Origin of the sequence: Psychrobacter muriicola 2pS (assembly GCF_904846535.1) — a bacterium.
GTDB lineage: Bacteria > Pseudomonadota > Gammaproteobacteria > Pseudomonadales > Moraxellaceae > Psychrobacter > Psychrobacter aquimaris.
The window spans coordinates 189031-205442 of record NZ_CAJHBC010000001.1 but is presented as its reverse complement, the minus strand read 5'-3'; the positions used below and the strand labels follow the sequence as shown (position 1 = coordinate 205442).

12 protein-coding genes are annotated in these 16412 nt (G+C 43.4%); 7 read left to right on the top strand and 5 right to left on the bottom strand.

Annotated features, from left to right (window positions below; translation table 11 throughout):
• Positions 1–125: 125 nt before the first annotated feature.
• Together JMX93_RS00865 and katG are read right to left on the bottom strand one after the other, a co-directional pair.
• Positions 126–1055 (bottom strand): LysR substrate-binding domain-containing protein, encoded by a 930-nt coding sequence (locus JMX93_RS00865; RefSeq protein ID WP_499203572.1) that lies wholly within the window; start codon positions 1053–1055, stop codon positions 126–128.
• Positions 1056–1303: 248 nt separating this feature from the next.
• The gene (gene katG, locus JMX93_RS00860) at positions 1304–3481 is read right to left on the bottom strand and encodes a catalase/peroxidase HPI (RefSeq protein WP_499203738.1); all 2178 of its coding nucleotides are present in this window, start codon (positions 3479–3481) and stop codon (positions 1304–1306) included.
• 796 nt (positions 3482–4277) lie between these two features.
• Here katG and JMX93_RS00855 point away from each other — a divergent pair.
• From JMX93_RS00855 to JMX93_RS00835, 5 genes are all read left to right on the top strand, one after another.
• The gene (locus JMX93_RS00855; RefSeq protein WP_443215765.1) at positions 4278–6194 is read left to right on the top strand and encodes an AmpG family muropeptide MFS transporter; all 1917 of its coding nucleotides are present in this window, start codon (positions 4278–4280) and stop codon (positions 6192–6194) included.
• Between the two features lie 52 nt (positions 6195–6246).
• Entirely contained in the window at positions 6247–7137 is an 891-nt protein-coding gene (gene prmC / locus JMX93_RS00850) for a peptide chain release factor N(5)-glutamine methyltransferase (RefSeq protein ID WP_499203571.1), read from the top strand.
• A 159-nt stretch (positions 7138–7296) separates the two neighbouring features.
• Positions 7297–8094 (top strand): HesA/MoeB/ThiF family protein, encoded by a 798-nt coding sequence (locus tag JMX93_RS00845; RefSeq protein ID WP_193012249.1) that lies wholly within the window; start codon positions 7297–7299, stop codon positions 8092–8094.
• A gap of 89 nt (positions 8095–8183) precedes the next feature.
• On the top strand, positions 8184–9536 hold the full coding sequence (locus tag JMX93_RS00840; protein WP_496190558.1) for an AarF/UbiB family protein: 1353 nt from the start codon (positions 8184–8186) through the stop codon (positions 9534–9536).
• Between the two features lie 93 nt (positions 9537–9629).
• Positions 9630–10880, top strand: a complete 1251-nt coding sequence (locus tag JMX93_RS00835) for a YbfB/YjiJ family MFS transporter (protein WP_499203570.1) — start codon at positions 9630–9632, stop codon at positions 10878–10880.
• Here JMX93_RS00835 and JMX93_RS00830 read toward each other — a convergent pair.
• A complete protein-coding gene (locus tag JMX93_RS00830; RefSeq protein WP_193012246.1) occupies positions 10877–11365 on the bottom strand; it encodes an Lrp/AsnC family transcriptional regulator in 489 nt (162 codons plus the stop codon). The genes JMX93_RS00835 and JMX93_RS00830 overlap by 4 nt on opposite strands.
• Before the next feature lie 218 nt (positions 11366–11583).
• Between JMX93_RS00830 and leuA the strand changes: the two genes are divergently transcribed.
• Both leuA and JMX93_RS00820 read left to right on the top strand, forming a co-directional pair.
• Entirely contained in the window at positions 11584–13368 is a 1785-nt protein-coding gene (leuA, locus tag JMX93_RS00825) for a 2-isopropylmalate synthase (protein WP_198331941.1), read from the top strand.
• Positions 13369–13627: 259 nt separating this feature from the next.
• Positions 13628–14248 (top strand): hypothetical protein, encoded by a 621-nt coding sequence (locus JMX93_RS00820; protein ID WP_193012244.1) that lies wholly within the window; start codon positions 13628–13630, stop codon positions 14246–14248.
• A 112-nt stretch (positions 14249–14360) separates the two neighbouring features.
• On the opposite strand, the gene accC is transcribed toward JMX93_RS00820, so the two are convergent.
• Together accC and accB are read right to left on the bottom strand one after the other, a co-directional pair.
• On the bottom strand, positions 14361–15722 hold the full coding sequence (gene accC, locus JMX93_RS00815; RefSeq protein WP_193009167.1) for an acetyl-CoA carboxylase biotin carboxylase subunit: 1362 nt from the start codon (positions 15720–15722) through the stop codon (positions 14361–14363).
• Between the two features lie 154 nt (positions 15723–15876).
• Positions 15877–16305 carry an acetyl-CoA carboxylase biotin carboxyl carrier protein gene (gene accB, locus JMX93_RS00810; protein WP_198331938.1) on the bottom strand — a complete coding sequence of 143 codons (429 nt, stop codon included), beginning with the start codon at positions 16303–16305 and terminating at the stop codon, positions 15877–15879.
• Positions 16306–16412: the final 107 nt, after the last annotated feature.

Sequence of the window (16412 nt, the reverse complement as noted above, 5' to 3'; positions counted from 1 at the left end):
GCTACAACCTAATTAAGATAGCTACAAGATTTATGAATATATAAAGTCATGATAGAGCAGACTACACTAACTAAATAGTATAGGGGCGAATGTATCATCCCTATACTATTTGTATGAAGCTTATCTTATTTACTAAACTGTTTCTGACACAGCTCCATAAAGGCACGACCGTATTGGCGAATTTCCGCATCGTCGCGTACTGCCATCCAACTGGTAAAGCGTCCAAAATGATCCACTGGTATGGCAGTTAGGTTTTGATAATGGCTTGGCTCAAACGCCATTTCTGCGATAATACCAATGCCTAGGCCAAGACCCACATAAGTACTAATCACATCAGCATCGAGCGCCGCTAGGACGATATCTGGCTCTAAACCTGCCTCTTCGAAAGTTTTGTCAATCGCGCCGCGTCCTGTGAAGCCGCCGTGATAGGTCACAATTGGATAGCTAGCAAGGGTAGGTAAATCGATAGATTCTTGATTGGCAAGTTCATGATCGCTGGGTACGATGACGCGATGTGTCCAGTCATAATAACGGTAGCATCTGAGATAGTTATTATGCAGTAACGACTCGGTTGCAATGCCAATGTCTGCCTGCCCGCGAATGACCATCTGCGCGATGGTCTCCGGATCTGCCTGTTGTAAGATTAGATTTACTTTAGGAAAGCGATCCTTAAACTCTTTAACCACTTGCGGCAATACATAACGTGCTTGCGTGTGAGTCGTAGCAATCGTTAATGTGCCCATATTTGGGTTATTAAAATCAAGACTCAGGTTTTCAATGGTACGGATCTCGGCGAAGATAGATTCGATATGCGGCATCAGTGCTGTGCCCATGGTCGTAAGACCCGTTAGGCGTTTGCCTTGACGAACGAATACTTCAGTTTTGAGCTGATTTTCAAGTGCCGCAATATGTTTTGATAGGCTAGATTGACTGGTGTGTAGTACGGTCGCCGCTTGACTTAAGTTATAGCCATTAATCACCGTATGCCATACTGTTTCCAACTGTTTGAGCTGAATCTGTAAATGCCGCTGATTGACCACTACGTCGATTGCCATAACTAAATCCTATTGAATAAATATACAAACCCTGTCTGTATACAAAAGTGAAAATGTACAAATATGCAGTAAGCTGGTAGTGTAAAACAAAGCTATTATTCTTGTATATACTTAATGGTTATCTATTTATATTTATTTGGAATATAGAATGAGTGGTTTGTCCGTTGCTAGAAGTAAACCATTACAATAAAAAACCCTCCATTAAAGAGGGTTTTTTAAGATAAAGGCATATCGATTTCAGTGGATTTTTAGCTAAAACGATCGGCATTCATCACTTTATTCCACGCATTTACAAAGTCATGAACGAATTTTTCTAGATTATCGTCTTGTGCGTAGAGCTCAGAATAAGCACGCAAGATAGAGTTTGAGCCAAATACTAGGTCTACGCGGCTGGCTTGCCATTTTACATTGCCAGTAGCACGCTCACGTACTTCATAGAGGGCAGGGGCATCATTGTTATCTGTCTTAACGGGATGCCAAGAATAGCTCATGTCTGTCAAATTCACAAAGAAGTCATTGCTAAGCGTGCCAGCACGTTCAGTAAAGACACCTTGTTGGCTCTGAGCATAGTTGGTATCAAGGACACGCATACCACCGATTAAAACGACCATTTCGGGTGCAGTCAAGCCCATCAGCTGAGTACGATCTAATAACAGCTCTTCAGGAGAAACAGCGTAGTCTTCTTTGACCCAATTGCGATAACCATCGTGTAAAGGCTCTAAATCGGCAAAAGATTCCGCATCGGTCATTGCCGCTTCAGCATCACCGCGACCTGCGGTAAACGGTACAGTAACCTTTACACCCGCATCGTTTGCTGCCTGTTCAATAGCCGCATTACCAGCCAACACAATTAAATCTGCTATGCTGACGTCTTTATTAAAGTTCGTCTGGATAGCAGTGAGTACCTCAAGTACGTGAGCCAATTGCTCAGGCTCATTACCTAGCCAGTCTTTTTGCGGGGCTAAACGAATGCGTGCACCATTGGCACCGCCGCGATAGTCTGAAGCACGGAACGTACGAGCGCTGTCCCAAGCAGTAATAATAAATTCGCGATGATCGATACCACTGTCTAGTATCTGTGCTTTTAAGATCGCAATATCATCAGCGCTCAGATTAACATTGCCCTGTGGAATTGGATCCTGCCATATGAAATCTTCACTTGGCACATCCGCACCTAAATAGCGAGATTTTGGCCCCAAATCACGATGGGTAAGCTTAAACCAAGCTTTTGCAAATACTTCATCGAAATATTCTGGATTTTGATGAAAGTGCTCTGAAATTTTACGGTAAGCAGGGTCTTTAATCATTGCCATATCAGCGTCGGTCATGATTGGGTTGCGGCGTACACTTGGATCATGTGCATCCAAAGGACGATCTTCTTCCTTGATATCGATAGGCTCCCACTGCCAAGCACCAGCAGGACTCTTAGTCAGTGCCCACTCATGATTTAACAGTAATTCAAAATACTCATGATCCCATTGGGTTGGATGCGTGGTCCATGCACCCTCGATACCACTTGAGACGGTGTCGCCAGCATTGCCCGTACCTTTAGGATTGCGCCAACCTAGACCTTGCTCTTTGATATCAGCAGCTTCTGGCTCATCTTCTAATAGACTGGCATCACCATTACCATGACATTTACCAACTGTGTGACCACCAGCAGTCAAGGCAACCGTTTCTTCATCATTCATTGACATACGAGCAAAGGTCGTACGGATATCTTGTGCTGTTTTGATTGGGTCAGGATTACCATCGACACCTTCTGGGTTGACGTAGATCAAGCCCATTTGCACAGCGGCTAAAGGATTCTCTAGCGATTCACGCTTATTATCATCTTCATAACGATTTTTAGTAGCAGCAAGCCATTCACGCTCAGAACCCCAATAGATATCTTTTTCTGGATGCCAAATATCAGCGCGTCCACCAGCAAAACCTAAAGTCTTAAAGCCCATAGATTCATAAGCCATATTACCCGCTAGGATCATCAAATCTGCCCAAGAAAGTTTATTACCATACTTTTTCTTGATCGGCCATAATAGACGACGTGCTTTGTCCAAGTTGACATTGTCCGGCCAGCTGTTCAATGGAGCGAAGCGTTGATTGCCAGTGTTAGAACCACCGCGGCCGTCAGAGCGCCGATAAGTACCGGCAGAGTGCCAAGCCATACGAATCATCAACCCACCATAATGACCCCAATCTGCTGGCCACCATGCTTGTGACTCAGTCATTAGGTTTTTTAAATCAGTTTTAACCGCTTCTAGATCAAGTTGTTTAAAAGCCTCAGCATAGTCAAAGTCTGCACCCATTGGATTGGTTTTTTTATCTTGCTGATGCAAGATATCTAAATTTAAAGCATTGGGCCACCAGTCGGTTGCTGCCGACGCGTTCGTAGTATGTGCTTGGTGCATGACAGGACATCCGCCCATACTATGGCGCTGCGGTGCGTGCGTCTGATCGACGTTTTCACTGTGAATCGTCGGGCCTTGGTCGTCACCTTGATCATACGTTGTGTTGGTTGATACATCCTTGTTGCTACCTTCGTGATTTACGGGGCAACCAGCGGTATCTTGCGCTGTATTTTTGTCAGTTGGGGTGTTGGTTGAATCAGACATAGTAAAACTCCTAGGCTATGATAATAAAAAGAACGAATAGTTAATCGAGATAATCATTGGCTATACAGAGAGCATAACGAAGCACTGTGTATTTATAAAACTAATATATAAGAATTATAAGTTTTAAATTATTAATCATGGAATCTTTGTGTGGTAACTCATTCAGCTTGCTATTAACGCCACTGTTCGTATTACTGGGTAGGATGGTGATAAGCCAATCAAGCTTGTGATGATTCTACCTCTATCTATATATTACCTATAAATAAAAGCATTGTCAGACATCTTTAATGAGAGAGATTGGTAAGAAAACTTATGGATAACCTAACATTAGGGAAAGATTGATATAACCTGTGTTACTACTTCGAAATATAAGCCACCGTGCAAGCGCCACAATCAGTCAGTTAGTGCAAAAACATCTAGTCAACGTAGAGGTTCTCAAGTACCATAATTCAATTTTGTTGTAATGGCTGTATTTGTGCAACGTTAAGCAATTTTTATCGATCCCGTTTGTCAGTGCTATTTATCAGTGTCAGTTACCGATAGATGATGCTAATGATTGATAAAAATTGTGCGCAGTTGTGTTCTTTATCTTAAGTGTTGGTGAGTTATTATGTCTGCTGTCAAATCTGTGCCGCCCAATCAACCAATTGCCAAAAAATCATGGGGAGAGGCTGCAAAGGCCTATTTAGACCCTCGTGTCATTATCATGTTGTTTTTGGGCTTTTCAGCGGGTATTCCTATACTGCTTATCTTTTCAAGCTTGTCATTATGGCTCAGAGAGGCAGGCATTGATCGTAGCGTTGTGACCATGTTCAGTTGGGCAGCGTTGGGCTATTCATTTAAATTTATTTGGGCACCATTGATTGATGCGCTTCCTGTGCCATTTTTGACCAAATGGCTAGGTCGTCGACGCAGTTGGATGGTGGTATCACAGCTGCTTATCATATTGGCTATTTTTTCGATGGCAAATGTTAATCCAGTTAGTGAAGATGTTTTAGTCTACATGGCAGGTGCTGCAGTGCTGCTTGGCTTTTCTTCTGCTACCCAAGATATCGTTATTGATGCCTACCGCATCGAGCTTGCACCGCCATCGATGCAATCTATTTTATCCTCTATTTATGTATCAGGTTATCGCATCGGCATGATCGTCGCGGGGGCAGGTGCTTTATATTTGGCAGATTTTTTTGGCTCGAATGAGACTTTTTATAGTTATGAGGCATGGCGAAATACTTACTACATCATGGCAGGTGTCATGACTTTAGGCGTATTAACGACGTTTGCTAGCTATGAGCCAACGGCCGAAACGTTGCAAAGTAAAAAGCAGAAAGGCAATCTTAAGGTATTTCTTATTTATTCTGCTTTATTACTCATACCAGGTTTACTTTTTGGCGTTATCTATCTGATCAATATTTTAATTAATACAGTATTTGATAGCACCTTGGCATTTATACCTTTAATGGTAATGCCAGCGATTAAGTTTTACTTTTTGGCATTGGTCGCTTGTGCCCCTTTGCTGCTGTTGTATTTCATCATTAATCAACCAAAAATTATTAATAAAGCCCCATTGGTTGCTGAGACTCGCGAAGATTATGTGAGATTGGTGTCGCTATTTGTATTTTCTGTGATCGCTTTTATCGCCGCTTATATATTGATGGGACAAGTACTGCCAGAGTTCGAAGGTGCGTTTTCTAGCTTCTTTGTAGAAACATTGCATCTGCTGATAAGCTTGGGTGTAGCGATGGCGGCAGGTTATGCATTGGTACAAGTTGGGTTGGTGAAAAAAGAAGTAGCCATGGCAACTTGGGTCGAGCCGATCTTGGACTTTTTTAGACGCTATGGCAAAAAGGCGTTATTACTATTGGCGCTCATCGGGCTATACCGTATCTCAGATATCGTAGCAGGCGTTATTTCCAACGTCTTCTATCAGGACATGGGCTTTAGTAAAACTGACATTGCCAATGCGGTAAAGTTGGTTGGTGTGATCATGGCAATTGCGGGTGGGTTTTTAGGAGGGCTGCTGGCACAGCGTTTCCGCATTATGCATGCCATGATGATTGGCGCTATTCTCGCTTGTGCGACCAACTTACTATTTGTGGTATTGACGTATAATCCAGGCAGTCTGCCAATCATGTATATGGCAGTGATATTTGATAACTTGGCGGCTGGTCTTGCTAGTGCTGTCTTTATTGCTTTTTTATCAGCGCTGACTTCTATCCGCTTTACGGCAGTACAGTACGCTATTTTCTCTTCACTAATGACGCTCATTCCTAAAGTCATGGGTGGATATTCTGGTGCTATCGTCGACAATATGGGCTACCCATTTTTCTTTATCTTTACCTTTGCCATTGGTATTCCAATTTTGGCGTTGATTTACTTTGTTGATAAACATATCGTCATCGGCGATAACGATGATATTTATGACGATGACAATAATGATGGAAGCGGCGGTAATGGAAGCAGTGATAAGTTAGCCAAGGCGAATCCAAACCTGACTGATACCAAAGAACCACCACGTGCGTCAGAGTAGGCTAAACAGTATTGTTATTTTCATTGATTCATAATATTTTTAAGAGTTACTTATGACAGCATCGACCATTCGTCAAATGAAGCAGGACATTCAGCAGTTGACAAATGAGGCTGCAAACAGCAATTTGCCGCCATTTTGGCTCACCGATTGGCTATTATATGTCATCGATAAGCCTGCGATATCCTTAATGACGGATGAAGACTATCAATTAACGGACAGCGAAATTGAGCAATTCAATGCAGGTGTGGCCAAGATACGGCAGGGTACGCCTTTGGCATACTTGACGGGACAGCAAGAATTTTGGTCGCTTACTTTTAAAGTAAATGAGCATACTTTAATTCCACGACCTGATACTGAGATACTGATTGAGCAAGTGTTAACTTGGATAAATGCTCAGCCAAACAGCGTCCGCCCAAAACGGTTATTGGATTTAGGGACAGGTTCAGGCTGTATCGCGATTAGCCTTGCACATGAGTTAAATACAAAGCGTTCAAACAGTAAGATAGAAAGCTGGCAAGTCGTCGCAGTGGATATGTCGCCAGAAGCGCTTAAGGTTGCTCAGCACAATGCAGCTATCAATGATGTTGCTGATATTGAGTTTATACAAAGCAGTTGGTATGACGAGCTGCCTAGTCATGATGAGCTATTATTTGATGTGATTGTCTCTAATCCACCATATATCGATGAAGCAGACGAGCATTTGGCACGCCTTGTCGCCGAACCTATTAGTGCCTTAAGTGCGCCCAATCATGGGCTTGCCGATATAGAGACTATCGTAGGACAGGCACCGAAATATTTGCGGGTCGGTGGACTTCTCGCGATTGAACATGGCTTTGATCAAGGTGATGCCGTTCGCAAGCTGTTTGTAGACAGTAACTTTGAGTCAGTACACACAGTACAAGATTATGGTGGTAATGATCGTGTCACGCTTGGTCGCATTTAGTACCAATCCCAAAAAATATGATTAGCGGAGTCAAACTCGTTTAGTCTACTAATGTAGTACTTGCACTCGTTTTCCTTGCTACTCAAATTTTTGGAAATGGTATAAGGTTTCAGTTGTCATAAGTTCTATAGTAGTTCGATTTTTAATCATAGGTTGTGAATGAGTATGGTAGAAGAGATGGTGCAGTTATCGGATGATGAGCTGCTACGTTATGCGCGGCAGATATTGCTCGATGGCTGGGATATTGACGCTCAACTACGCTTAAAATCAGCTCGTGTGGTCATGATAGGCGCAGGTGGGCTTGGTTGTCCTGCTTCTGAGACGCTGGTGCGTGCAGGACTTGGGAAAATTCATCTGATAGATGATGATGTTATTGAAGCCAGCAACTTACAGCGCCAAACACTGTTTTTACCTGAAGATATCGGTAAGCCTAAGGCGTTAACAGCGGCGCGAATGTTAGAGCGTATTAACCCTTTAATTACTGCTCGCGGTACAGTGTCAAGATTAAGTGAAGACAATGCTTATGAATTGCTTGATATGGCGACAGGCAGGCCTGACTTACTTTTAGATTGCACTGATAATTTTGCGACGCGTGACATTATAAATCGTATTAGCGTGCGCTATCAGCTTCCACTACTATCTGCCTCGGCGATTGCGATGCAAGGGCAGCTAGCATTGTTTGAGCCGCATTTGAATACCGGTTGTTATCATTGCGTATTTGGCTCAGTGACGGTTGATGCAGAGGCTGATGAGCGTACCTGTGCTAACTCAGGTGTGCTTGCCAGTACCACTGCTGTCATGGGAAATTTGCAAGCGAATGCCGCACTGCAGTATCTGGGATTAACCAAAAATCCACTGACAAATAAGCTATTAATATGGGATGGTAGCCAAATGCAGCAAAGGCTCATGGGCTATCGCCAAGATGCCGAGTGTCCTGTTTGTAGCAGTCCCAATTGAATAATGTGCCTTCAGTGCATCTTTAGCTTATAGCCAAAGCATCATTATCTATTTTCAAACATCCTTCTTATGACCATAGTTGTTTTTTTATGAAAATTCATCGTCCGCATTTATTAAAGCATACTTTTAATGTTGTTAACCGTGTTCGCCAAACAGCGAGTGTGGCAGGTCTGTCTGCGCTGAGAGTGGCAAAAGGTGAGAAACCTGACGCCACATTACTAAAAGAAACGTTTGAGCAGTTGGGCACGACTTATATCAAGATTGGTCAGTTTATTGCCAGTACGCCGTCGCTGTTTCCACGTGATTATGTCAATGCCTTCCAGAGCTGTTTGGATCAGACCACGCCATTGTCTTACGCTTATATCGAGCAGGTGCTAAAAGAAGAGTTGGCTGCTGATGGCATGACGCTCGATGATAAGTTCGCCCATATAGACTCAAAGCCGCTAGCATCAGCCTCTATTGCTCAAGTTCATGCGGCACGTTTGCATAATGGTGATGAAGTTGTATTAAAGGTACAAAAGCCTGGCGTCGAAACCATCATGCAAACTGATTTGGGCGTATTACACGGAGTAACCAAGCTACTTGAGATCCTTATGCCGTCGATGAAGTTTGCGAGTATTGCGCCGATTATTGATGAGATTCGCCTGCGCATGCTGGCCGAGACTGATTTTATCGCTGAGGCACAAAATATCCGTGATTTTCAGCAGTTTTTAGCCGTATCAGGTAATACTCGGGTAGTGGCACCAAAAGTATATGAAGATTTGACCACCAAGCGAGTACTGACGATGAGCCGTCTATATGGCGTTTCTATGGTTGATGAGTCGCTTATGCGTCAGTATTGTAATGATCCAGCACAAGTAATGGCGGATACCTTGAATACGTGGTTTGCCAGTCTGATGCTATGCAATAGTTTCCATGCTGACTTACATGCGGGCAATTTGATGCTATTGACTGATGGTCGTATCGGCTTTTTAGATTTTGGTATTGTCGGTAAACTGAAAGCTGAAAGCTGGCGCGCATGCATGGGTATGATGCAAGCCATGCAGGACAGTGATTATCAAGCAATGGCGCGTCATATGATTGATATGGAAATGACCCATGGCAGTAATAAGGTCGATGTGGCGGCATTGGGTGATGATTTGCAGCGTATGATGAAAACCATCATGGCAGAGGACAAAGCTTTTACCAGCGGTGTCCCCTTTAATAGCAAAGAGCAAGCGGATGAGCTGAATCAAATGATGCTTGAGATTGTCGAAGTTGGCAAGCGTCATGGTATTCATTTCCCACGTGACTTTGCTTTATTGACCAAACAGATGCTGTATTTTGACCGCTTTATGCGTACGCTTGCGCCTGACATGGATATGTTTAGTGATCAACGCGTACAAATGCTAGGACACACAGAGACAGATGTGACCATGCCGCCAAGAGCAAGCGTATCGTAGCTTTCGCTTATATGTTTGATTATTAATCCGCTGCTGTTCTTGAATGCTTTAACACAAAGGATTGTGTGCTAATTGCCGCAAAATGGCTCTGTCATGATGACTGCTCTCAAAAGCCGTGCTTTTCCTAATATTACCAATGAAACGGCCATTGCTTTTATAGGTCTCTACTGCATGGCAGTGGTCATGGGCTATGGGCGTTTTTTGTTTACTGCTACCTTGCCCGATATTATGGTGCAACTGTCGATTTCGACGACGATTGCAGGCTGGCTCGCCTCTATTAATTACATCGGTTATTTTATCGGTGCCCTTATCGCCATGTTTATCCCTCAGCGCTCGACATGGCAGGCGCTGACACTATGGGCAATTATAAGTGTCGTCACAACGATGCTACTTGTCATACCTAATATGTCGTTAACTCTATGGTATAGCATTCGCTTAATCGCAGGTATTGCAAGCGGTGTAGCGATGATTTTAAGTTCATCGTTTGTTATCCAAAGCTTAAGTCCTGAACGCCGTTCTGTACTGTCAGCAGTGCACTATGCAGGCATCGGCGTTGGCATCAGTGCTTCTGCCATACTGACGTGGTGGGTGTTAATATTAGGCTATCATTTTGATGTCATCTGGTTGGTAGCAGGGCTTAGTAGTCTGCCACTCTTGTGGTTACTTTGGGCAATAAAGCCAGCAAGTCCTAAGTCATCTGAATCGCATGTTGTGCATCAGCACCTATCTATGCATCAAACCTACGTTAATTTTAAACGCGCTTTGTATGAGGCCATTGCTGGTCATCGTAAGGCTATTGCTTTGCTGTCAGCGAGTTATGTACTGGCAGGATTTGGTTATATTACCTCTGCGACCTTTTTGCCAGTCATGGCCGCACAGCGGCTCACGACGCAGACGTATGCTGGATTGCTCATTTGGCTATTCGTTGGTGTGTTTGCGATGTTATCAAATCCACTGTGGGGCGCACTTGCCAAACGAATTGGTGAAATAAAAACATTAATAGGCTTAACGATATTACAAGCATTCGGCATGTGCTTGCCCATATGGTTCGACGGCGCTATTGGTTTGTATGGTAATGCTGCTATTTTAGGGCTGACATTCGTAGGTATGGTGTCGATGACGCTCACTTTGATTAAAAACATCAATCCTGCTTACTCAAATTTGTTGATAGGACTGGCAACGTTGGCTTACGCATTGGGTCAGTTCTTGGGACCATTGGTGACGGTAGCATTGGCAGGGCAGGACGACAACTTCAATGCAGGGTTACTCGTTGCCGCCGCTGGATTGATTGTTGGACTGGTGCTATTACTATTGTTTCGTCGACAGCCAGCGACTACCCTTTAAACCACACTACGGCTAAATACTTCTCGCAACTCAAAACTGGTATGCACTTGGGCGACACCTTCGATACGATTGAGCCTGTGTAATAAAAACTCCTCATAATGTGCCATATCGCGTACCCTTACCTTTATAAGGTAGTCTTCTGTACGACCAGTGACAATGCTACAGCTAATGACTTCATCAAAGCTTTGAATCTTAAGCTCAAACTGCTCAAAGCGCTCAGCCGTATGGCGATCCATGCTAATCGCGATAAAGACGGCGAGCGGGTAGCCGAGTTTTTGCGCATCTGTTTTGGTATGATAACCCGTGATAATACCAGCATCTTCTAAGCGTTTAATACGGCGTGCACAAGGCGTGGCTGAAAGGTTGACGTGTTCGGCAAGCTCGGTGATACTCATACGTGCTTGAGTTTGCAATACGCGTAATAGCTGTCGGTCGGTCGCATCAATATCGGCTAAAAGTGGGTTATCTAGATGACTGTTTGGCATGAGCTTTTGCTTTATTAGTGAATTCATCTAATTATACTAACTAAATTGTATTTTTTCACTAAAATAGCGCCATATATTATAGAAGAAAGCTGATTTCTATTGCATAAACTCTGATATTATTATGGTATAAACATTGGTTATCTCGTATGATAAACATTGATCTGATCACCAGCCGTCCAGCTAAAAACATAAATTCCCATATCATCTAAGGATTGATTATGTCTGACCAAGCCAAACGCACTGTAGCCTCAACAGCTGCAAAGATTACACCCAAAAATGCCGCTTTTGATTATAAAAAATATCGTCCATTTGCTTTTGCGCCATCGCTGTCAGATCGTACTTGGCCAAGCAAAACGATTGAAAAATCACCAATCTGGGCAAGTGTGGATCTGCGTGATGGCAACCAAGCACTGATTGATCCAATGACTATCGAACAAAAAATGCGTTTTTTTAAGACCTTGGTTGAGGTTGGTTTTAAAGAGATTGAAATCGGCTTTCCATCAGCGGCGCAGGTTGAGTTTGATTTTGCTCGCAAGCTTATCGAAGAAAATCATGTCCCAGACGATGTAACTTTGCAGGTATTAGTGCAGGCTCGTGAGCATTTGATAGCTCGTACGTTTGAGTCATTGAAAGGCGCGAAGCGTGCCATCGTCCATGTTTATAACTCAACCAGCCGTGTACAACGTGAAAAAGTCTACGGTAAAGACAAAGCCGAGATTAAGGAAATTGCCATCACTGGTGCCAAGCTATTACAGCAGTATGCGGCTCAGTATCCTGAGACGGAATGGGTGTTCCAATATTCACCAGAGAGCTTTAGTCAAACAGAAACCGAATATGCCGTAGAAGTCTGTGACGCGGTCTGTGAAGTATGGCAGCCACAAAATGGGCAGGAAGTTATTTTAAACTTGCCAGCAACCGTTGAAGCGTCTATGCCCAATGTTTTTGCTGATCAAGTGGAATATTTCTGCCGTCATCTTCCCCAGCGAGAGCATGTCATCGTCAGCTTGCACACTCATAATGACCGTGGCTGTGCGGTGGCAGCAGCAGAGCTTGGGGTATTGGCGGGTGCCGATCGTATCGAAGGTACGCTATTGGGTAACGGTGAGCGTACGGGCAATATGGATATCATGGTCATGGCCATGAACTTGTTTAGCCAAGGTATCGATCCAGAGCTTGATTTTAGCAATATGAGCGAAATCGTACAGGTCGTGAGCGAATGTAACAATTTGCCCTTACATCCGCGTCATCCATACGTCGGCGAATTGGTCTTTACGGCCTTTAGCGGCTCACACCAAGATGCCATCAAAAAATCTCTCGATTATAACGAGAAACATCAGGATGAAACAGATAACGTTTGGGATGTGGCTTACTTGCCAATTGATCCTGCACATATTGGTCGTAGCTATCAAGATGTGGTACGTATCAATAGCCAGTCTGGGAAAGGTGGTGTCGCCTACATCTTGCAGCGTAATTATGGCTTTAATTTGCCACGTTGGATGCAGATTGACTTTAGCGGCGTGGTACAAAAGCAAGCTGAATCAGCTGCTCGTGAATTGCAGAATGATGAAATCTTACAAACATTTGAAGACACGTATTTACAGCAAGGCAGTTTTGAGCTATTAGACTATAGCGTAAACAACAAAGGTGGTGAAGTCTACTTTAATGGTCAAGTACAAATGAATGGGGACGTTATTAATATTGATGGCACTGGCAATGGCCCATTATCATCATTTATCGACGGACTTGCCCAGCACACTGGCAAATCGATACATGTCATCAACTACGCGGAGCATGCGATTAATCCGCAGCACAATAGCGGTGATGGCATCGATGATGATACCAATAATGACAACAAAACCAATGCTAACGCCGCTGCTTACATTCAGTTGAATGTTGATGGGGAGGTTTATTCTGGTATTGGTACTTGTAGCAGTACTGTATCAGCGATGCTCAAAGGCGCATTATCAGCGTTTGCTCAAGCAGTTAGCACTGCCGCTGCTTAATATTTTTATGGTCGTTTTCATAATTTTTACCTATAACGCTGTCGCTTCTTGTCTTTAGCAAGTAAAGCGATGGCGTTATTTTTTGCATGAAAAAAGACAGCATAAATGCAGAAATTGAGACTTTATGACTATCGCCTATTTCAAAGTTGGTTAAAGCATCGCGACTAATAGCATAATGTTACTTGTGTTTTTGATGTCTAAGACTTACGCTAATGTACATAACGCATACTATTATATTATTATAAACAAAAGGTTAATTATGGAACCTATCTCACTTGCTTCATTTTCATTGGCCGCTATCCTGGCGTCATTGCCAGTGAATGGCGAAGTGGTCACTAAACCGACTATTACCACTCATATCAGCCCAGCTATCGCGGGACAATGGGAGATAGACTTAGACAGTAGTATCACGATGACCAAAGAAGCCAAAGCCAGACAAGCTATATCAAAAGACTCGCAACAGACAAAAAGTGACGAGCCTAAAGTGACTGCTGGCAAAGAAGGCGGTATCCTTGAGCAGAGTGAAAAGCGCGTCCTTAATATTAAGCCAAATACTAACAACCAGTTAACGGCCTCTGCTAAAAAAGCGAACCAGTGCCGCGAGCTATATAATTTTGCAGCTGATAATGAGATGTGGGCAGTGAGCGGCAAAGAATGGACATACGGCCGTTATTTAATCACGCACCGTGAAGAAGGGCTGCCCATTATTGCGCTGAAAACAGTGTATGACAATAATGAAGTAGATTGTTCAGGCAACCAGATTGATCAAACTGATGAAGCGTTGATTGCGTTTTTAAACCACGATGGCAACCAAATGCAGTGGTGTGCTGACCCTGATGGTAATGAATGCTTTATGAATTTTAATAGAGTGTTGCCATAGCACTTTATCGTTAATTATAATACTTAAGACCGTCTTTTTCTAAAATAGAAACATAAAAAAACCGCTATCAATGATCGATAGCGGTTTTTTTTATGCTCAACAATAAAATAGGTTATACATCCGTCTTCGTTTTATTGCCAGTCAGAAGCTCTCTTTCAAGGTAATGAATATTTTGTGCTTCATTGATGAAATTGTCATCTGCCAAAATTACATCACGATGTAGTGGGATATTGGTTTTAATACCCTCAATTACCAATTCATCGAGTGCATGTAGCGTCTTAGATACGGCTTGCTGCCGCGTTTGACCATGGCAGATCAGCTTGCCAATTAATGAGTCATAATAGCTTGGAATCTCGTAGCCCGGGTAGAGGTGCGAGTCAAAGCGTACACCAGCGCCACTGGGTGCAAACAGCTGAGTGACTGTACCAGGACAAGGCATAAAGGTGGCTGGATCTTCAGCATTGATACGACATTCAATCGCATGACCTTGAATCTCAATCTCACTTTGACGATAAGACAAACCGTAACCGGCTGCGATTTTTAGCTGCTCGACGACCACGTCGATGCCAGTAATCATCTCAGTCACTGGATGCTCAACTTGCACACGAGTATTCATCTCAATAAAAAAGTATTCATTATTTTCAAATAAAAACTCAAAAGTACCCGCACCGCGATATTTCACCAACTCACATGCTTTAACGCAAGCATCTAAGATAGGCTGACGCACATCGTCAGGAATATCAGGCGCAGGGGCTTCTTCTAATACTTTTTGGTGACGACGTTGCAATGAACAGTCTCGATCGTATAAGTGAATGGCATTACCGTTACCATCGCCAAGCACTTGTATCTCTACGTGGCGCGGATTTTGTAGGTAACGTTCCATATACACGGTATCATCGCCAAACCACAGCTCAGCTTCTTGCTTAGCAGCTTGTACTTGACCGATGACTTCTTCGAAGCGTTCAACCACACGCATACCGCGACCGCCGCCACCAGAAGCGGCTTTGATCAATAAAGGAAAGCCGATATTGCGTGCTTGTTCTTCAGCATTATGCAATGTCACCGCGCCTACTGAGCCAGGGACGGTGGGTACGCCAGCCTTTTTCATCGCATTAATAGCAGAGACTTTATTGCCCATTAAACGAATATGATCAGCATTAGGACCAACGAAAGTGAGACCTGCTTCTTCGACGCGTTCAGCGAATTCAGCATTTTCAGCCAAAAAACCATAACCCGGATGAATAGCATCGGCACCAGTGATTTCAGCTGCGGTTAAAATAGTATTGATATCAAGATAACTTTGATTGGCATTGGGTTTGCCAATACAGATTGCCTCATCAACAAAGCGCAGGTGCATCAAGTTTGCATCAGCTGTGGAGTAGACACCGACGGTCTCTATACCAAGGGCCTTGCAGGCTCGAACGATACGTAGGGCAATCTCACCTCTATTGGCGATGAGCAGTTTTTTTATCATGGGGTCATCCTTGTCGAAGCGGCGGTCATTGATAGAGTCGTTATTTTAGGAACTATTAAATTGAGCTACAATAAAGATAAAATAACTCAAGCAAAAATGCCAAATGATAACGAAATCTCTATCATAATGAGGTAAAGGTTGGTAAATATTGTCGTTAAGCTTTATAGCGTATGACGGGTTGACCAAACTGTACCACTTCGGAATTATCGACTAAGATTTCGTCAACGACACCACTTTGGGTTGCCTCAAGAGGATTCATGATTTTCATGGCTTCAATGATGCCCAAGGTGTCACCAGCCTGTACCTTTTGTCCGACCTTGACGAATGGCGGATCATTAGGGCTAGGGGCTGAGTAGTAAACACCAACCATCGGTGATGTCTCAACGCTACCCGCTTTTACCGCTGGTTTTGCTTCAGCAGCGATAGGGGCAGCGCCCGCAGCAGGTGCAGCCATCATAGTCGGTACGGGCGCATCATAGTGACGAGTTAAGCTGATATGTTCATCATCTGAGCTGATTTCTAAATTAACCAGTTCACTTTCTTCCATAAGGGCGATTAGGGTGCGTATTTTTTCAATATCCATAGTTTTAATTTTGCCTTCTACTAATTTCAAGAAATAGTGTAACTAAATATTGTGTAGGTAATTGCTAATGATACCTATATTCATGGCAATGAGCAATCGATGTACAG